Source organism: Flavobacterium erigeronis (assembly GCF_054075165.1).
This window is the reverse complement of the sequence record NZ_JBSKGP010000013.1, coordinates 81238-101546: the sequence shown is the minus strand read 5'-3', so window position 1 is coordinate 101546 and position 20309 is coordinate 81238. Positions and strand designations below refer to the sequence as shown.

Annotated in this window: 18 protein-coding genes; 2 read left to right on the top strand and 16 right to left on the bottom strand. The window is 31.6% G+C overall.

Annotation, left to right across the window (positions count from 1 at the left end; all coding sequences use genetic code 11):
* Window positions 1–130 precede the first annotated feature (130 nt).
* The 6 genes from ACWA1F_RS22195 to ACWA1F_RS22170 form a co-directional block, all read right to left on the bottom strand.
* Complete coding sequence (locus ACWA1F_RS22195; protein WP_008468078.1) at window positions 131–475, bottom strand: Hpt domain-containing protein; 345 nt, start codon at window positions 473–475, stop codon at window positions 131–133.
* Window positions 475–1086, bottom strand: a complete 612-nt coding sequence (locus ACWA1F_RS22190) for a fumarylacetoacetate hydrolase family protein (protein WP_306156145.1) — start codon at window positions 1084–1086, stop codon at window positions 475–477. Before ACWA1F_RS22190 ends, ACWA1F_RS22195 begins: the two co-directional genes overlap by 1 nt.
* An 87-nt stretch (window positions 1087–1173) precedes the next feature.
* The gene (locus ACWA1F_RS22185; RefSeq protein ID WP_306156146.1) at window positions 1174–1944 is read right to left on the bottom strand and encodes a 3'-5' exonuclease; all 771 of its coding nucleotides are present in this window, start codon (window positions 1942–1944) and stop codon (window positions 1174–1176) included.
* A gap of 215 nt (window positions 1945–2159) precedes the next feature.
* Window positions 2160–3515, bottom strand: a complete 1356-nt coding sequence (locus ACWA1F_RS22180; protein WP_456897017.1) for a dihydrolipoamide acetyltransferase family protein — start codon at window positions 3513–3515, stop codon at window positions 2160–2162.
* Between the two features lie 84 nt (window positions 3516–3599).
* Window positions 3600–4763, bottom strand: coding sequence for a glycosyltransferase family 2 protein (locus tag ACWA1F_RS22175; protein WP_456897015.1), 1164 nt, complete (start codon window positions 4761–4763; stop codon window positions 3600–3602).
* A gap of 30 nt (window positions 4764–4793) precedes the next feature.
* The gene (locus tag ACWA1F_RS22170; protein ID WP_456897013.1) at window positions 4794–5975 is read right to left on the bottom strand and encodes a BamA/TamA family outer membrane protein; all 1182 of its coding nucleotides are present in this window, start codon (window positions 5973–5975) and stop codon (window positions 4794–4796) included.
* Between the two features lie 111 nt (window positions 5976–6086).
* Here ACWA1F_RS22170 and ACWA1F_RS22165 point away from each other — a divergent pair, with 111 nt between their 5' ends.
* Window positions 6087–6641: a hypothetical protein gene (locus ACWA1F_RS22165; RefSeq protein WP_456897011.1), complete on the top strand. Its 555-nt coding sequence runs from the start codon at window positions 6087–6089 to the stop codon at window positions 6639–6641.
* Window positions 6642–6693: 52 nt separating this feature from the next.
* Here the strand turns inward: ACWA1F_RS22165 and ACWA1F_RS22160 are convergent, their stop codons facing one another.
* Entirely contained in the window at window positions 6694–7887 is a 1194-nt protein-coding gene (locus ACWA1F_RS22160) for a DUF5009 domain-containing protein (RefSeq protein ID WP_456897009.1), read from the bottom strand.
* A gap of 111 nt (window positions 7888–7998) precedes the next feature.
* Here ACWA1F_RS22160 and ACWA1F_RS22155 point away from each other — a divergent pair, with 111 nt between their 5' ends.
* Window positions 7999–8736: a tyrosine-protein phosphatase gene (locus ACWA1F_RS22155; protein ID WP_456897007.1), complete on the top strand. Its 738-nt coding sequence runs from the start codon at window positions 7999–8001 to the stop codon at window positions 8734–8736.
* A gap of 11 nt (window positions 8737–8747) precedes the next feature.
* Here the strand turns inward: ACWA1F_RS22155 and ACWA1F_RS22150 are convergent, their stop codons facing one another.
* The 9 genes from ACWA1F_RS22150 to ACWA1F_RS22110 all read right to left on the bottom strand — a co-directional run bounded on the left by ACWA1F_RS22150 (window position 8748) and on the right by ACWA1F_RS22110 (window position 20296).
* Window positions 8748–10163, bottom strand: coding sequence for an undecaprenyl-phosphate glucose phosphotransferase (locus ACWA1F_RS22150; RefSeq protein WP_456897005.1), 1416 nt, complete (start codon window positions 10161–10163; stop codon window positions 8748–8750).
* A gap of 197 nt (window positions 10164–10360) precedes the next feature.
* On the bottom strand, window positions 10361–12727 hold the full coding sequence (locus tag ACWA1F_RS22145; RefSeq protein WP_456897003.1) for a GumC family protein: 2367 nt from the start codon (window positions 12725–12727) through the stop codon (window positions 10361–10363).
* Between the two features lie 7 nt (window positions 12728–12734).
* The gene (locus tag ACWA1F_RS22140) at window positions 12735–13514 is read right to left on the bottom strand and encodes a polysaccharide biosynthesis/export family protein (protein WP_456897001.1); all 780 of its coding nucleotides are present in this window, start codon (window positions 13512–13514) and stop codon (window positions 12735–12737) included.
* A 69-nt stretch (window positions 13515–13583) separates the two neighbouring features.
* Window positions 13584–14999 carry an undecaprenyl-phosphate glucose phosphotransferase gene (locus ACWA1F_RS22135; RefSeq protein ID WP_456896999.1) on the bottom strand — a complete coding sequence of 472 codons (1416 nt, stop codon included), beginning with the start codon at window positions 14997–14999 and terminating at the stop codon, window positions 13584–13586.
* 92 nt (window positions 15000–15091) lie between these two features.
* Complete coding sequence (locus tag ACWA1F_RS22130) at window positions 15092–16201, bottom strand: glycosyltransferase (protein ID WP_456896997.1); 1110 nt, start codon at window positions 16199–16201, stop codon at window positions 15092–15094.
* 78 nt (window positions 16202–16279) lie between these two features.
* Window positions 16280–16807 (bottom strand): serine O-acetyltransferase, encoded by a 528-nt coding sequence (locus ACWA1F_RS22125; RefSeq protein WP_456896995.1) that lies wholly within the window; start codon window positions 16805–16807, stop codon window positions 16280–16282.
* A complete protein-coding gene (locus tag ACWA1F_RS22120) occupies window positions 16794–17846 on the bottom strand; it encodes a glycosyltransferase family 4 protein (RefSeq protein ID WP_456896993.1) in 1053 nt (350 codons plus the stop codon). Before ACWA1F_RS22120 ends, ACWA1F_RS22125 begins: the two co-directional genes overlap by 14 nt.
* Window positions 17843–19099 (bottom strand): hypothetical protein, encoded by a 1257-nt coding sequence (locus ACWA1F_RS22115; RefSeq protein WP_456896991.1) that lies wholly within the window; start codon window positions 19097–19099, stop codon window positions 17843–17845. Before ACWA1F_RS22115 ends, ACWA1F_RS22120 begins: the two co-directional genes overlap by 4 nt.
* Window positions 19100–19144: 45 nt before the next feature.
* Window positions 19145–20296 carry a glycosyltransferase family 4 protein gene (locus tag ACWA1F_RS22110; protein ID WP_456896989.1) on the bottom strand — a complete coding sequence of 384 codons (1152 nt, stop codon included), beginning with the start codon at window positions 20294–20296 and terminating at the stop codon, window positions 19145–19147.
* Window positions 20297–20309 lie beyond the last annotated feature (13 nt).

Here is a 20309-nt window from a genome sequence, read left to right as displayed (position 1 = left end):
AAGTGGATTTATTTAAATTTTGCCTCAGAGGAATATTAACGGCTTTTACAAACTATAAGCCGTTAGCAAAATTTAAAAATGATTTTGACTTATTCCTATTCAAACAACAGAAAATAAGTCAAAATTTATATTAAAGATCAAAGTCTTTTTTAATTTCTTTAATCGCTTCTTTTACTTGTACTTTAATACTTTTAAAAGTCTCGATAATATCTTTTTTCTTGCCTTCAGCTTTTGTCCAAGCTTCTACCTGCAAGATTTCTTCAAAAGCAACATTAAGCCCCATTAAATCTAAAGTCGGCTTTATTTTGTGTGCATAAGAATAGGCATATTTATGATCCTTCTTTTTAATTCCTTCCTTGATTTGCTTTAAATCTTCTGGTACTTCTGTTACAAACAAGGTTAAAATCTGATTTACAAATTCAGGATCATTATCTGAAAGCGCATATACTTTCGAAAGGTTGTATTTTAAAGCCATTATTTTACTTGTATTCTGAATAATTTTTTATCTTCTAAAAAGCCTTCTAAAACATCATTTGGTTTTACAGCCGCCACACCTGCTGGCGTTCCTGTAAAAATAATATCCCCAATTTTTAATGTAAAAAATTGAGATACGTGAGCAATCAGTTCATCAATTTTCCAAAGCATCATTTCTGAATTTCCTTTTTGAACTGTCTCTCCGTTACTTTTTAATTCAAAATTAAGATTTTCCATAGAAACAAAATCAGTTTTTGGCAAAAAATCACCAATAACTGCCGAACCGTCAAATGCTTTGGCTTTTTCCCACGGAAGTCCTTTTTCTTTCAGTTTACTTTGCAGATCTCGAGCTGTAAAATCAATTCCAACACTTATTTCATCATAATATTTATGAGCAAATTTTGGCTCAATATATTTTCCGACTTTATTAATCTTTACGATTATCTCAACTTCGTGATGAACATCTTCAGAAAATTCTGGAATAACAAATGGATGCTGTTTCAGCAAAACTGCCGAATCTGGCTTCATAAAAACAACCGGCTCCGAAGGGCGTTCGTTTTTTAACTCTTCTATATGATTGGCATAATTCCTGCCGACACAAATAATTTTCATTTTTTTTTATAGGTTCTAAGATTCTAAGGCGCTAAGGTTCTAAGAAAGCAAAACTTAGCTTCTTAGAACCTTAGCAGCTCAGCACCTTTACTTCGTATTTAATTTTCTTAATTTAATTGCTGTCAAAACTTTTTTGGTATACAAAGGAAAATCAGCATTTTGAATCCAGCTGAAATATCCTGGTTCTGTTTCCAAAACTTTCTCCACTTTAGCTCCTTTATGTTTTCCAAAAGTAAAAATTTCTTCATCATCTTTATCAAAAGCGATCATTCCGGCAAAGTCGGCGATTTTTTTACGAGTTGTAAATTCAGATAACGATTTCATATCATTTTCCAGTTCTGGATAACGATCTAACTGCGCTTTTAGAATTTCATAAGTTGCCATTGTATCTGCTTCTGCCGAGTGCGCATTGTCCAACGTTTTTCCGCAATAAAATTTTAAAGCCGCACTCAAAGTACGCTCTTCCATTTTATGGAAAATAGTCTGCACATCTACAGAAACTTTGTTTTTCATATCAAAATCTACTCCAGCGCGAAGCAATTCTTCAGCCAGAAGCGGAATATCAAAACGATCAGAATTGAATCCGCCAAGATCACTGTCTTTAATCATATTATGAATATGAGGAGCAAGTTCTGCAAAAGTAGGTTCGTTGGCCACTTTTTCGTCTGTGATGCCATGAACTGCAGTTGTTTGTGGAGGAATTGGAATTGTTGGATTAACCAGCCAGGTTTTACTTTCTTTGTTTCCGTTAGGAAAAACTTTGAATATTGAAATTTCTACGATTCTATCTTTACCGATATCAATTCCCGTTGTTTCGAGATCAAAAAAGCAAATTGGTTTGTTAAGTTTTAATTCCATTTCTAATTTTTATAAGTTTACAAATGTAATTTTTAAAGCGGAATATCTTCCTTTATTCTGATTTTTTTTGTCTAAAAAAGCTTTCAAATCGCGATTTTAACTTTTCTAAAATAAGTCTTCAATAAGATCACGCATTTCCACTTAATTCTTTTCTTACAAAAGAAAATCCGATAAGTTTTAAACCTATCGGATTTGAATTTATTCTATAATTGATTTTAGAAATCTCTATCTACATCAAAAGCTTCTAAATATTCTGCAACTCTTTTTACGAAACTTCCTCCAAGCGCTCCATCCACAACTCTATGATCGTAAGAGTGCGACAAGAACATTTTCTGGCGGATTCCGATAAAGTCTCCTTCTGGAGTTTCGATAACCGCAGGCACTTTACGAATTGCTCCAAGAGCTAAAATTCCAACTTGTGGCTGATTGATAATTGGAGTTCCGAAAACGCTTCCAAAAGTACCAACGTTTGTAACTGTATAAGTTCCGCCTTGTGTATCGTCTGGCTTTAGTTTTCCAGCTTTTGCACGGTTTCCTAAATCGTTAACCGCTTTTGCCATTCCAACTAAATTCAACTGATCCGCATTTTTAATCACAGGCACAATTAAATTTCCGTTCGGAAGAGCCGCTGCCATTCCTAAATTGATATTTTTCTTTTTAATGATATAATCTCCATCTACAGAAATGTTCATTCCTGGAAAATCTTTTAGAGCTTTTGCAACAGCTTCCATCATAATTGGAGTAAAAGTCAATTTCTCGCCTTCTCTTTTTTCGAAAGCCGCTTTTACTTTATCTCTCCATTTTACAATATTCGTTACATCAACCTCAATAAAAGACTGAACGTGAGCCGAAGTTTGAACCGAAGCCACCATATAACCTGAAATCAGTTTGCGCATTCTGTCCATTTCAACAATCTCGTCACCGCCATTTACAGAAACCGGAACTGCCTGCTGGCTTTTTTGAACAACTGGCTCAACTGCTTTCGGAGCTTCTGCTTTTGGAGTTTCAACTACTTTCGGAGCTGCTTCTACTGCCTTAGGCGCTTGAACAGAACCCGATTTACGATCTTCTACATATTTTAGAATATCCTCTTTTGTTACTCGTCCGTCTTTGCCAGAACCAGCAATATTTTCAAGTTCGCTTAAAGAAATCCCTTCTTCTTTTGCAATATTTTTTACTAATGGAGAAAAGAATTTATCTGAACTTGAGAAGTCTTGAGAAGTCGTTACCGTTTCTTTAACTGCTTCAATCGTTTTTTCAATTTCAGCAACTTCGACAGGAGCGGCAGTTTCTTCAGTGTTATTTATTGCTGCAGTTGGCGCGTCGCCTCCTTCAGTTTCAATAATCGCAATGGTCTGCCCTACTTGCACTAAATCATCTTTACCAAACAATTGCTCAACTAAAATCCCTGATACTTCGCTAGGCACTTCACTGTCAACTTTATCGGTTGCAATTTCGAGTACGGCTTCATCAGCCTCAATTTTGTCTCCTACTTCTTTCAACCAATTGGTAATAGTTGCTTCAGCGACACTTTCTCCCATTTTCGGAAGCTTTAATTCAAATCTTGCCATATTGTTAATCTAAAAGATGTTTTTGATTTTCAGATTGCGAAATTAATGAATATTTTAAACATAAATTACACTTAATATAATTTTTTACTCAATTTTTACAATTTGCCCTCTGTCATTTCTGGAATTGCTTCCAATAATAAAATGGGTCTTTTTGGGTAAAATTTTAAAAGTAATCCTCTTATCTTTAAGAGTTTCTATGATTTCGATACATTTTTTGAATGAAATGTATTGATTATCTAAAATAATTTCGACCTTTTTTCCCTTAAAAATCAGGCACGAATTTACCATTTTTTCTTTCGGGATTTTTAAAAACCGGACTTTATTTTTTAAAGTTAAGGCTAATTTTTGAGACAAATCTTCATTTAAAGAATAAAAAACATACGATTCTGGATTGGGTTTTATTCTGGCTTTACCCTGAAACATTTTTACAAAAGAAAAAAACCAAGTTCCGATTTGGATGAAAAAGCTAAAAAACAGCGACTTCTTAAAATGTTTCTGATAAAAGAAATTCATCGCTTCCTGAAACCTCATCATATATTTTTCATCTTTCACCGTACTTTCTCCTTTATAGTGCAAAACAGTAGTTTCAGAAAAGTAATAATTTGTCTTTTTCTTTTGCAAGGCGCGGTAAGACAAATCGATATCATCTGCATACATAAAACAGTTTTCATCAAAACCATTTAAATCTTCATACAGACTTCTTTCTAAAAACATAAAAGCGCCAACGAGAATATCAACTTTTCCTGTTTTATTTTCTTTTAAATGCTGTGCGTAATACTGATTAAAAAGTTTTGTTTTGGAAAAGATTTTATACAATCCGAAAATTTTTGTGAACGCAACCCAAGGTGTTGGAATTCCGCGTTTGCTTTCTGGGAGAAATTCTCCGGTTCCGTCAATTAGTTTGCAGCCGATAATTCCGAGATTGTTCTGCCTTTCGGCGAAAGCCAGAATCTTTGTAAAAGTATCTTCTGCAACAACGGTATCAGGATTCAAAATACAGACGTACTTCCCTTTCGCTTGACGAACACCAATATTATTGCCTTTTGGAAAACCAAAATTTTCTTTATTTTCAATTAGTTTAACGTCAGGAAATTTTTCTTTCAGCATCAAAACACTTCCGTCTGATGAATTATTATCGATTACAATAATTTCTGCATCGATTGCCGCAATCGCTTCCTGAACGCTTAAAAGGCATTGTTCGAGAAAGTAACGCACATTGTAATTAAGAATAACAACCGATAACTGCATGAAAAATGAATCTGTAGATTTTGGCCGAAGTTAGAAATTTTCTGATAACCCCAAACGTAGCGACCAATCGTTTTTACTAATTCCGTAATCTAGCGCCAGATTACTGCCGTTTCTTTTATTCCATTTTACACGGATTCCGGTTCCAACTGCGGGATTCCATTTTTTAAATTGATAAGTATCTAACTTAGAAACCGAGGAAATATTAGTAAAAAATACGGCGCCGAAGAATCCGTTACGGCTGATATCGGTTCTGTATTCGGTTTCAAAATAAATTAAAGCATTGCTTCGATATCTGTTTTTTGTAAATCCGCGTCCTGTTTTCCCTTCACGATCCCAACCAATACTTGGCAAATCTAAATAATGCGGTTTTCCGCCAAATGTTGACCAGTAAAAAGCTCTAGAAGCCCAAACGCGATGCTTAGTTTTACTAAAAGAATGGTATTTTCGGGCATCAAAATACAAAGACTGCCATTTATCTCCTTCTACTCCGCTGGTATTTATTCGTAAATCGGCTTCAACATACAAGCCTTCTTTTGGGTTTATTATATTTTTTCTAGAATCGTACAATCCTTGAATAGCAAATCCAAACGAAGTTTCGTTTGAAAAATCGCCATTCATATATTTATAATAATCGGTTTCTCCGTCTATATAAGATTCTTCAGAAATATTTTGATAATTATCTAAAAGAAAACCAACTCCCAAACGATAATTTCCAACAATCTGCCTCGTAATAAACTGATAAAAACGCCACTGCTGGTAATCGAGCGTCGACATTTCTTTTTCGGAGTTATCTATACCCAATCCATAAGTATCTTGAGGATAAATCATATAACGATAATCTCCAATTAGATTCCATTTATTGTCCTTCGAATAAATATAAGATTGGATTGGAAATACAAATTGCTTGCTAAAACTAAAATAAGGTGAAAAAGTGACCTGAGACATTTTGGTGGTTTCTGGATCGCCCAAATAAAATGTAGTCAGAAAAGAAACAACCAAACCTGTGCTTGAATTAACGCCGACAGGAACTGGCAATAAAGAAAAAGTTAGTTTTCTCTTTCTTTCAGGACGAATAGTATCTTGCTTGTCAAAAATTTTATGAATTACATCCAAAATATCTCGTGTACCCACGGCTGTACTATCATTTTGAGCTTGGCAAAACGATCCTATTAAAAGTAAAACGAAGATGTATTTAATTTTTAAACTATTCACTCACAATATCTTAAAAACCTTCTCTTACAAATTTAAATATTTTTAAATGAATTAAGCAGCATTTTTAATTTCTTAAAAACTATATTTGATTATATGGTAAAAACTCAATTCATGAAGAATTTTTCAATTGTAATGGTTCTAGTATTTGTTTCTGTGTTTAAAATTGAAGGACAAAACAGAACCGACCTTATTAAATCGAACAAATGGTTTATTGCCGGACCGTCAGTTGAAAATGAAGAAGCAATAAATGCTTTACGTTTGAAAAAAGGAATTGTTTTGGTGACAGCAAAAGAAAATCCAAAACGAGAAATAGAGCTAAACGTAATGATTACAAATTCTGAAACCAACGACGGTGCTCCTACCAATATTTCAGAAGAATCTAAATATGTAGAGATTACCTATCAGTCGACACAAATTATAAAACTGCAGGCGAGAGAAGGAAATGCTGAAGGAACAGGCTGTGTACACGGAGGTTCGCACCCGAGAGTAAGTCTTCCTGCATCTCCAAAACATTTTTCTACGATAAAAATTCCTTGGACCGATTTTAAACATGATGAACTTCCAGACGGAAAAACATTAAACATCAACAATATTTGTAAGCTTAATTTTGTGAATTATAATCCCGTTTCAGGCTCTGTATTGAAGATAAAGAAGGTTGTTTTTTAGTATTCAGAATCAACAAAACTGATTACTAAAAAACGGAACACTGACCACTAAATTAAAGTTGCATCTGAATTTTATATCTGTTCAAAATTTTCATTACAAAAAGCATAATCGTAGAAAATACCAAAGACCAGATAATTCCTGGAACTCCTTCTGTAAAATATTCGGGAAGAATATGAATATTAAGTGCTTTATTGAAATAATAAATAACACCTGGCAAAATATAAATCAGTAACGGATTTGCGGCGGCAGGCATAAAAAATTCGCTCCATTTGGTTTGTTTTTTAACTTCCATCAGCCAATACAAAAAGTAAAATAAAACGGTGCAAATTGCTGCCGAGAACATTGTCCAAGAAGGTGTTCCTTTTATTTTGGAAATTCCGAAATACGGACGAAGTAAAATGGCTGTCAAAGTGAATAAAAAAATAAAACCAATTACAGGCCAATTGATTTTGGAACTTATCTTTCGATCAAAAAACAACAACGAAATTATAACTCCAGAAGTTGCAAGCGATGCATGTGTAAGATGCCCAGCAATAAAACTTATCCAAGAAGTATTTTGGACAAAAGAGTTTTCGGTTAAGTTTAAAGAATTCATTGCAACAGAAAAAATCAAAAATCCGATCATTGCCCAAAGATTTCCATTTACAAGCCAATAATAAATTACGGTAAAAAGATATGCCCATCCGATCAAACCGAGAATTCCCCACCATTTTGGCGTAATTCCAATTTCTCCAGTTTCTTCTTGAACATATAAAAAGTATAAAGCTATTAGAACGAGTATCCCGCCATATTGAAGTACATTTTTTAACCAAAGCGGAAAATTTTTCGGGTATTTATTCCAAATCGGAATTGGAATCAAGTAAGCCAAAAGTCCCCAAAACGCGGGTTCAATTATCATTTTTGAAGCATCGTAACCATATTCGGCATTGACCATAAAAACACCAATTACGATAAGCGCAATTGCTCTTTTTAAAGTATGTGTCCAGATTGTTTTCGGACTGTCTCCTTTTATCAATCTGGCATTAAAAGCAAACGGAATAGACATTCCGACAATAAATAAAAAAGCAGGAAAAACTAAATCAACAAAAGTCATGGCATCTGCATCAGACGGCATGTGTTTCATCCATTGCGGTACGTTTTTGACACTTGCCAGTTCATTTACAAAAATCATTACAAAAATGGTAATTCCACGCAAAGCATCAATAGAAATAATACGCTGATTAAACAGATTCTCTTTTATTTTCATAATTTTTTACTTTTTTACTAAAAATCAAATATAACATATTTCTAAAATGTCTTATTACAAATTCTAGATTAATTTTGCTCTCTATAAAATTGATTAATACTCATTTGTCTCATGTTATCATTTTTCAAATCAAAACCTGTTTTAAAAGAACTTCTAGACGGTAGTTTTGTAGATATTCATTCGCATGTTTTGCCTGGAATTGATGATGGTGCAAATGACATTGCAAAATCAATTACTCTTGCTAAATCTTTGCAAGATCTTGGTGTTTCACAACTTGTTACCACTCCCCATATCAATTACCATATCTGGAATAATTCTCCAGAAGCGATCCAATTAAAACTTGAGGAAACTCGAAAAGCATTAGAAGAAAATAAAATTGAAATCCCGATTCGGGCGGCGGCAGAATACTTTATTGATAATTGGTTCGAAAATCTTTTGAGAGAGCAAAAACTGCTGACTTTAAAAGACAATTATGTCTTGGTCGAAATGTCTTACATCAATGCGCCTATTCAACTTTATAAGGTTTTATTCGAATTGCAAGTCGCGGGTTATATTCCAGTCCTTGCTCATCCTGAAAGATATTTATTTTATCATAAAAACTTCGCTGAATACGAAAAGTTAAAAAATGCAGGCTGTTTGTTTCAGCTAAATTTATTAGCAGCAGTTGGTTATTATGGAGAAAAAATCACAAAAGTTGCAGACGAACTTCTAAAAAGGGGATTATATAATTTTGCAGGTTCTGATGTGCACCATAAAAATCATATTGCTGCTTTCGATCAAAAAATTAAAATCAAAAATGAAACCGCTTTAAGAGAAGTTATTAAGAATAATACGTTTTTTAAGTTTTAAGAATTATGATCTTAGTAAGCGTTATCATCACCTTTTAGTACATTAATAAGAGTACGAACGATAATTTTTATATCTAAGAGCAAGCTCCAATTTTCGATATACCAGATATCACACTCTACCCTATTTTCCATATCTTTTAATTTCTTCGTTTCTCCTCTGTAGCCATTAACCTGCGCCCAACCAGTTATTCCTGGCTTTGCAAAATGCCTTACAGAATAATTATCAATCAATTCGCCATATTCCTTGGCTAGATTAATCATATGTGGTCTTGGTCCAACAACAGACATACTGCCCCAAAGAACATTAAAAAACTGCGGCAGCTCGTCGATACTGGTCTTTCTCATAAAAGAACCAAATTTAGTAACCCTGCTATCACCCTTTCTAGCCTGCTGATCATGAGCTTTATCATTGAGATACATGCTTCTAAACTTAAAACAAACAAACGATTTATTGTCACGACCCGAACGAGCTTGCTTAAAAAATATCGGCCCCTTAGATTCTAATTTAATAATTAGCATTACAATGGGAAAAAGCCATGGAAAAATAAGCAGTATAACTAATATTGAAAAACAGACATCAAAAACTTTTTTTATAATTCTATTCACCGCTAATTCAAGAGGTTCAGAACGAAGCATTAAAACTGGCGTGTTTTCGTAAAAAGCGATTTCGACCTTACTCGATTTTGTATACAACTGAAAATCTGGAATAATTTTAATACGCACCATATTTTGCTCACATATTTTTATAAGCTTAGTTATAATATCTACCTTATCTATATGCAAAGCCACATAAACCTCATCTACTTTTTCTGTAATAATAAATTCTTGAACTTCATCAAAACCTCCTCGAATGGTCAATGGATTGAGATTTTCTGTTTGATTTTCATCAAAAAAGCCCAAAAATTTATAGCCGTACGTTAAATCTTTAGCTAATATTTTATGTATTTTTTCTCCTGTATTATTTGCTCCAAAAATGATAATTTTTTTAAAATTATACCCTTTTGCACGCATATATTTTAAAACCTTCATTAATACATATCGGGAGATCACCAAAAAAATAAAGAAAAAAAGATAGAAGCATAATAATCTCAGCCTCGATATATCATAGTATTTTAAAATAACAACAAAAAAAACTACGAATGCTATATGTATAAAAATTTTCTTTATTGTTCTTTGAAGTATTGTTTCGATATATTCGATCCTGATAATCCTATGAGAATCTTTGTGCAGTAAAAGTCCTATCCAAATTAAATTTGTAAACAATGAAATTGTTCTTTCGTCTTTTGTCAAGAGATTATCTATAGTTCCAAATCGAACTATAAATGAGAGATAAATTGCAATATTCAGTATAATCAAATCCCAACAAACAAAGAGGACTTTGGAGTAACGCGAAAATCGATAATCTGACAATTTTTGTAAAAATCTCATTACTTTCTTCTTCTGGAAATTGATTGTTTTTGTACTGGCGACGAAAATAAGATTTTAATCACACTTTAATCTTATCTTTAGAACAATTTTCTTAAACTTTTAATTAAGGTTTTTCGCAAAAAGAATTCGATCAAAACAAAAAAAGCGACCTATAGCAATAGACCGCTTTAATAACTTTTTAATTTTTAGTTATATTTTTAAAACCATTTCTTTTTCTTTTTTACTTCATTGTAACCATATCCATATCCGTAACCTTTTGAGGAAACCGTGTAATTTAATACAATACACATATTAGGAAGTTTCTTTTCTTTATAAAGGGAATTAGCAAACGAAAGCATTCGTTTATCCAGCTTATTTGCTCGTATAACATAGGCAAATGCATCTGCATTTTTTGCAATAAGCAATGTATCTGCCACTAAAGCAACAGGAGCCGTGTCTACAATAATGTAATCATATTCGTTTTTCAATTGAATAAAAAGCTCATCAATTTTACTGCTCATTAACAATTCTGCAGGATTTGGCGGAATTATCCCTGCTGGCAAAATATACAGATCTTTGTAATCCTTATGTTTGATTATAAAATCTTGCATATTTTGTTCATTTGAAGACAAATAATTTGTTAATCCGATGTTTGGAAGAGTCATCAATTCATCAATTTTTGGACTTCTGATATCCATCCCTATTAACAAAACTCGTTTTCCAGTTAAAGCAAAAGTAGCTGCTAAATTTACAGATAATAGTGTTTTTCCTTCTCCAGCAAAAGTAGAGGTAACAAAAATGGTTTTGGCAACATTTGGAGGAACGTTATTTAGCATAAAATCCAAATTAGTTCGAACAATCCTCATCGCTTCTGAAGAACTGCTTCTACTTTCAGATTTAATGATTTCTTTTGCATTATCAAAAGTAGGTATATCTCCTATAAATGGAATTTGTGTATTGCCATCTAAATCTAATTTACTTTTAATTTTAGTATCTAACAGATCTCTAGTATAAATTATTCCGTATGGAATTATAAGTCCCAATAAGATTCCTGCCAGATAAACTATTTTTTTCTTAGGACTTATAGGATTCTTTTCTTCTTTTGCAGCATCTATTACACGCGCGTTGGGTTCTGTTGCTGCTAGAGAAATTGTTGTTTCCTCTCTTTTTTGAAGTAAATAGATATAAAGTTCTTCTTTTACTTTCTGCTGTCTTTCTATTACTCTAAACTGGCGTTCCTGCAACGGAATTTTTTCGATTTTATTTTTTAAAATACCTTCTTGTCCTTTTAAATCGCGAATTTTAATCTGAAGATTAGATTGTGTTTGTTTCAGACTTTGAGAAATATTTGCCTTTAAAGATGAAATTTGCTCGTTAAGTTTTAAAACAGCAGGGTTTTCAGCGGTAGCAGATTTTAAAATCCTATTTCGGTCAAGAACAAGCTGATTATACGAATTCATCAGAGAACTTGATTCTCCTTGATCCGAAATTAAATTTGTTGGCAATAAATCTGAATTAGTGCTTTTTTTTAGAAAATCTAAAAGAGAAGAAACCACATTTAGTTGAATTTCACTTTCTACTCCTTTTTTGCTATATTCATTAGAACCGTCAATAAATATTTTGGCTTGAGATTCTATATCCGTCAATTGATTTGTTTTTTTAAATCTTTCAACATTCTGTTCAACCCCGCTTAATTCCTCAGAAATAAAGATTAAACGATTTGTAATAAAATCAGACGTCTTTTCAGAAACTAAATTTCTATCCTCTGCGGCATCTTTATTATAAATTTGAACCATTGTATTCAAGAAATCTTTTGCTTTTTGAGAAACTGGGTCAGAAACAGAGATAGTAACTACACTGCTGGTCTTGCTTACAAGCTCAACTTTAAGTGAGTTTTGAAATCTCTCTGCAATATTATCCAATGGTTTGACATCAATGTAAACGGACTCAAACTGATCTGAATATTTTTTTTCAAAAAAAGCAGTTTTTTCGACAATGAATGTTCCAATTGACATAACTATTTTTTCCCCATATCTATATTCTTTCTTGTTAGAAACAAGAATACTTTCGTTTTTATCCGCTATATCTTCCAGTGCAAATGTATTTTGGTTTAAAAACTTCAACTTTAAGCTCATCTCAGATTCATCAAAAAGATTTGACTTATCTACAAAAAGAACTTTTATGGGAGCTTCTCCATAAACATTATAGTCCTTTAAAGTTCCTTTATGACACAATGATATATTAAGATTTAATTTTTGAATTGTCTTTTCAACTAATGTTCTAGATTTTAAAATTTCAATTTCGTTGTCTACATTACTTTTCATATTTGAACCCAAACCTAAATCTGAAAACACAGATAGTTGAGAAAGCATGCCACCTTTTTTCTCGTCTTTTACCAATACGGTTGTACTCGCTTCATACCTATATGTTGCATATTGCAAATACATAAAAGAACAAATAAGTCCTATAAATACACTCAATAAAAACCATTTCCAATAAATAATATATTTTTCAAACTGCTCACGGAGATTCAAGCCATCATTATCTTCGTTTGTAAAATCATCATAAAAATCTTGATTTTGCATGTTTACTTTATTTAAATATTAGAACTGAAAGTGAAACTAAAATGGAAACAGCAGAAATTATCACCGAAGTATTTGGTCCTACTGCAGACGAATTCACTCTTGTTTTATTTGGCTCAACATAGACTACATCATTTTGAGCCAAATAATAAAATGGAGAATTAATAAAATCAGACTTTGTAATATCTACCCTATTATAAGATTTCTTGCCGTTAATTTCTCTTATAATTAAGATGTTGTTTCTTTTCCCGTAAATAGTTAAATCTTTCCCCATACTCAAGGCCTCTATTAAAGTAATTCTTTCAGAAGCTACAGAATAGGTTCCAGGCATATTGACCTCACCTTGTAAAGAAATTTTAAAGTTGGTAATACGAAGATTGATAATTGGATTTTTGATGTAGCCACTAATTTTATTTTGCAGTAAATGAAGTACTTCAGTACGAGACAATCCTCCTACTTTAATTTTTCCTAAAACTGGAAACTCAATATTCCCTTCAAAATCAACTAGGTATTGCTGTACAGTTTCCTGTCCACGTGTTATGTCTAATCTATTTCCAGAAGTACTGTAAGTTTTTAAATTAAATGGTAAAGCTGCTTCCGCGTCATCTGCAGAAACTATAATCATTAATAAGTCATCAGGCTGTATTTTAACTTCATAGGATTCTCCTCCCTTATCGGTAATTTTATCAATATCCTGATAGTAAACAATATTTTTCCGTGAAGCACAGGAGAACAAGAATAATAGTGATAAAAAAACAACGCTTTTTATCCAAAACATTTTAGATTTCATTTTATTAAAAATTTTAATAATCGCATTGCAATTATTTTTTGAAAGTATTTATAAGAAGCTGTACTGCACTCAATACGCATTTTTCTCTCCTTGGAAAATATTTAGAACTGTTTTAATAATGATTCTAAAATCTAGCAGTAAACTCCAGTTTTCGATATACCAAATATCATAATCAACTCTGTTTTTCATATCTACAAGCTCCTTGGTTTCACCTCTATAGCCATTTACCTGAGCCCACCCAGTAATACCCGGTTTTGCATAATGACGAACCAAATAATTATTGATTAGCTCCCGATATTGATTAGTATGATTTACCATGTGTGGTCTAGGCCCGACAACTGACATATCTCCAATTAAGACATTAAAAAACTGAGGAAGTTCATCTATACTAGTCTTACGCATAAAGGCACCAAACTTTGTAACTCTGCAATCCCCTTTGTGAGCCTGCTTAGTGTCTGACGCATTATTTATTTTCATACTTCTAAACTTTAAACATTTAAAAGATTGATTATCTCTTCCAGAACGTTCTTGCTTAAAAAATACTGGCCCATGAGATTCTATTTTTATAATAAACATTACAACGGGAAACAGCCAAGGAAATATTAACAGGATTACAAGTGCAGAGAAACATAGATCGAATACTTTTTTTATAAATCGATTGACTGCGTATTCTAAAGGTTCAGGGTGAAAAATTAAAATCGGAGTATTTTGATAATATGAAACTTGAACTCTATTAGATTTTGTGTACTGCTGAAAATCGGGAACAAATTTGATTCGAACCATATTCTGATCGCAAATTTGTGTCAATTTATTTATTACAGAAATTTGGTTAATGTGAAGTGCAATGTACATTTCATCGACTTTTTCGCTTTTAATGAATTCTTCAATTTCATCAAAACCTCCAATGTAAGTCTCCTCTTTTTCAAGTGTTATTGGACTGTCATCAAAAAAACCTAAAAACCGATATCCATTTGTTAAATCCTTAGCTAGAGTTTTTCTAATCTGTTTTCCCGCTACATTTGCTCCAACAATGACAAAATTTCTAAAATTATAGCCTTTAGCTCTAATATATTTTAACAATTTCATCGATGTATATCGGGAAAACATCAGGAGTATAAAGAAGAATAAATAGAAATAAGCTAATCTATATCTTGATATGTCAGAATAATTTAAAAAGAAAACAAAGGCTACAATTATTGATGCATGAATTATAATCTTTTTAATTGTTCTTGTTAGCATCGACTCTATAGGTTCAATGCGAATTATTCTATACGAATCATTAAAGAGCAATAAAGAAATCCATACCAAATTACCAAGTAATGATATGGTCTGTACTTCTTTTAAATGCAGTCTTCCCACATCACCATATCTTGCGATAATAGATAATACAATACATAAATTGAAAATTGCTAAATCTGAAATAATAAAAATTAGTTTGAAATATCTTGAGACGCGATATTGGGCTAATTTTTCAAATATTTTCATTTAAATATATAATTAAAAGATTTTATTCTAAAATCTGTTTTTTAGCTCTTAAAAACTTATAAAAATAAAGTTCGATCTTCATTTTTTGTTTTCTAAACAAATTTACTGGCATGATTATTTACAAATTTCACAAAAGCTTCGTTGAATTTAGTATCAATAAACCTTAATGAGTTTTCTCTAATTTTTTCATGAATAAAGTCATTTTCTACTAACAAGAACTTTTCTATCCCTTCAGACAAAGAAGATATAGTTTGCTCATTAAAGAAAATACCAGTTTCATTTTCAATTACTGTCTCCAAAGCTCCTCCTTTCTTAAATGCAATAACTGGTGTGCCACATGCCTGAGCTTCGATTGGAAGTATTCCAAAATCCTCCTCAGCGGCAAACACAAATGCTCTTGCTTTAGACAATTCGTCTCTTAAGATTTCATCTGACTGATAACCTAAGATTTCTATATTTGAATTAGCTAGAGCTTTTATTCGTTTCATTTCTGGCCCATCCCCAAAGACCTTTAATTTTAAATTTGGAAAAAGAGAAAAAGTTTGCACAATAAGATCTATACGTTTGTAAGAAACTAATCTGGAACAGGTTATAAAATACTTTTCTTTGCTCTTATTGAAGGGAAAATCATTAACAGATACTGGAGGGTAAATTACCTTTGCATCTCGTCTATAAACCTTAGCAATTCTTTTCTTTATATAATTAGAGTTACAAATAAAATAATCGACCCGATTAGTGCTTATAATATCCCATGTTCGTAATTTATGCAGATAATGTTTTACGATAAGTGACTTTAATCCTCCTTTTAGATTAGACTCTTTAAGATATTGATCATACAAGTCCCAAGCATATCTCACAGGAGAATGGCAGTAACATATATGAATCTGATTACTATTTGTACGAATTCCTTTTGCAACAGAATATGATGAAGAGATTATTAGATCATATATACTTAAATCAAAGCTTTCAATAGCTTTTGAAAAAAAAGGCAAATAATTTCGATATTTTGTTTTTCCAAAAGGAAGTTGCTGAATAAATGATGAAGTTACTTTTTCTTCAGCTATATTCATTTTCTCTAGAACTTTTCTATTGTAAACAAGAGTATAAATATCTGCGTTAGGATAGAGTTGGTAAATCGCTTGAAAGACTTTCTCTGCACCACCTAATTCTGTTAACCAATCCTGAACAAGTGCAATTTTCATTATTATATTTTTTTAAAAGACATTATTATTCTAAAAATCTACAGTCGTCTACCATAAGTAAATCTTAAGAGTATATTTCTAAATTATTTTAAGAACGGTTGGTTGCTTTACTTTTACAATAGAATTTGCTTCGACACTTTTTGTCAAGACAGTATTAGGACCAATTATTGAAAACTCTCCAATTTCTATGTTACCCAAAATTTTGGCTCCAGCACCTAACACACAATTTCTACCTATTGTTGGAAAACCATCAAAAACATGATCTCCTGAGATTTGATATTTTCGACCTAAAGTAACAGAGTGATAAATAACTACTCCCTCGTTAATGACGGCACCTTGTCCTACTACCAAACCTATTCCATGAATAATAATTACACCACCATAAATTTTACATTTAAAATCAATGTCAATTCCATATAGAATCTGAATAAGTCTAGTCAAAATCAAAGGGAATAGTGGGATTTTATATTTGTACAAAAAATGACTAATTCTATAAATGAGTAATGCATGAAAGCCTCTGTTTGATAGTATTATAGCAACTTTTGATAACGAAAACTTATTACTTAACGCATATAAATCCGCTTTTATATCTTTAATTAATTTCAATTTGGACTTGTTTTATTATGCTTAGAATTTTTACTGCACTTTCTTCCCAACTGAATTTTGATAATTCTTTGTAAGATGATTTAAAGTGAGATTCACTTAAGGATATAATTATTTTATTAGCAATATCATCGATATCATAAGGATCGAAATAAATTGCATCTTCTCCGCAGATTTCTCGAAAAACTGGGATATCAGAAACACAAACTTTAGTATTCTGACTCATTGCTTCAATAATTGGTATCCCAAATCCTTCATACAAGCTGGGAAACACAAACAATTTTGCAAATTTGTAGTAGGCCACTAATTCTTTATCAGAGACATCATTTAAGTAAAAAATATTATCATCTAAAACTTTGGTATCCGAATTAAAGTCTTTATTAATATTTCCTATAATGCATAACTTCAGATTTTTGTTTTCCATTTTCCTAAAAGCCTGCACAAGTCTCTCAAAATTTTTTCTAGGATGATGAGATGATACCGTTAAGATATAATTACCCTCTACTCCAATTTTACTCAAAGACATTTTGGAAACATTTTCTTCTTGAAATATAGGTGCTACCGCATTATATACTACCGTAATTTTTTCTTCAGAAACATTAAGTTTTTCGACAAGCTCCTTTTTTGATGAACTGCTTACTGTAATAACTGCTTTTGAAACTTTCAATAATTGAGGTATCAAAAAGTTATAAAAAAACACAAAACTCTTTGAAAACCATTCGGGACAAATCTTATAAGCAATATCATGAATAGTCACTATCTGATTTCTTAAAAATAATGGTCCAGTATTACAAAGTGAAATTAATAATGCATTTTTCCTAGAAACGTATGAATATAACTCTAGCTGTTCCCATAAATGCCCTGTTAACCGACCTAAAACTTGGGCATTTAATTCTGTTGCTAACTGATGATGAACGATATTTTTTGGAGTTAAAAACAAAATTTTCACATTCATTTTTTTGAGTTCTCTAGATATTTCGATGGCAAAACGCTGTACACCAGTTATTGGTTGCGTTAAAAATCTCGAATTAACAATAATCATTTTAATATTTGTTTTTTAAGCCCTACAGATCCAGCAACGCCCAGAAACAAACTACTTACAACTGCTTCAAAAATATCAGTGGTCCATGATATAATGCAAATACAAACAACAATAGCACACATTGAAATCGAAAAACTATTTACCCTATTTAAAAGTCTGTACATTAAAGCGAAAAAGCGCGTATACAACCATAATCCCACTAATCCAAACATTCCCCATAAATATAAAAATGTGTTATCGGCTACACCTAAACCAAATCCTTTTAGAGTTAAAATGCTTTTTATAGGAAATGCAGAAAAAGAAGATCCAATTGTGCCTATTCCAGTTCCAAAAACTAATCCGTTATTAACAATAATAACTTCATAAAAATAGGGCCAAGTATTTGTTAATCTGTCATCAAGAGAAAAAAGCAATGTTTGACTAAGCAAGCCAAATTCTGAAGTACTAACTGAATAATTTAAAAAAATGCTAACTATTGGTAAAAAGCACCCAATACCAGTTATAGTAAACAAAAATAACTTTGATCTATTTTTTTGTTTATAAAAGAAATAAAACATAATGGCTCCAAAATAAGAAAGTACCGCCGTTTTATTAGTAGTTAATACTATACTGGAAAATGTAACTGTGAATAGTAAAAACTTAAAAAAAGTTGATTTTAAAGTTTGATAGATATAAATCGAAAAAATCGCTATCATAAAAGCAAGTGAAGCTGATAAACGAGAAAATCCCGCTACTCTGTCTTCGCCAAGTGTTGACCATTGTCTATTTGCTTCAATTTCAATCCCTCCAATATTATAAGAGAAACCTTTCCATGGAAGTGCAATTATACAATCTAAATATATACCTAAAATTGATGATAAAAAACATATCCATAAGATGATTCCCAATTCTTTTTTTTTTATTTCGAGATACTCTCCATACAGCAATCCAAATAGAAAAGGGCAGTAAACAAAAATAGCAAAGCCTATATTAAAAAGCGATGCGGAATTAAATAGAGAAACCAAAACAGAAACCAAGAAAAAAATAAATGGCAGAAAAGTTCTCATTTTCATTGTCATAATTTTAATTACAACTGCAAGAAGACAAGCTACTTTCGGGATATAAATCATTGAAGAAAATCCCCATTGTGTAAAATAATATCTCAAAGCCCCCGAAAAAACTTCAAATATTAAAACAGAGCAGAATATAATAAATGCAACAGAAGCCTCTCTCTTTTTTTTAAGAAATTGGGTTTTCTTTGCATTTCTTTTCATAAAATTTTCAATCACTTGTGATCAATAAAGCAAAAACAGATTTCTTTATAATGCTAACATTTTTTGGTACAGACTCAAATATTTTGAGATGGTATCACCTCTAAATTTATTACGCTGTTCTGGAATAATAGACGTTCTCAATATTGATTCTATTTTTTCAAAAAGTTCATTTGAATTGGGTTCGTACAAATCGTCTTCAATGAGTAATTCACTAATCCCTCCTCTTTTACTGGCTAATACATATTTCGCATTTTGAATACCCTCGATCACAACTCTTCCAAAAGGTTCTTGCCATAATGAAGGCACAATTAGAACATCTATCTCATTGTAGAACATTTCAGAATCTACAACTCCAACAAAATCTATTCTATCTGATCCAAACTCTTCTTTTATTGAATTAGTGAAATCCACATTTCCTTTTCCAGCAATGAGCAATTTCCAATTATTAAAACTTTCAAAGTTTTTAAAAGTTTTTAATAATTGTATAATTCCTTTAGATTCATTTAACTGACCTATAAATCCAAAAACAATCTTTGTTTTACAAAATAGTTTCTTTTTATTTACTCTAGGAACACTAACATCGTTACCTATCACGGCCTTATTATCTACATTTTTAAAATATCCCAATTCAAGATGTTTTTGAAGTATATAGTTGCTAATTCCCACAACACTGTTAACTGAAACACTTAATTTCTTCTTAACCAATGAAAAAAACTTACAACTAAAACATTGATTTAAACAATTATTACCATTCTTATACATTACCGCACTTGGACATGCTAAATAATAATCCCTAAGGGTATGAATTGTTCTAATCCCTCTTCTTTTGGCTATACTCCATACTATTACTGAGAAGCTAGATAAATTATTTGTGTGGATTATTTCTGGCTTTTCAGTTTCAAGTATTTTAATAATTTTTTTTTCAAGTCTAAAATTATAAATATCAAGTGTATGCCAAATCACTTTCTTTAAAGCAGATTCATTTTTCTGATCAAAGCCCCAATAAATATTTTCATTGTTGATGTAACATACTTTTACTCCATTAACATAATTAATGTAATCTTTCTTAGAAGTCGAAGAAACTACTGTAACTTGAATCCCTGAATTTAATAAGTTTTCTGCTAGAGATTGAACCGATTTCTCAGCTCCTCCGATATTATTAGGATAATATAAAGTATTAAAAATTAGAACTTTCATAAGTTTAATTATT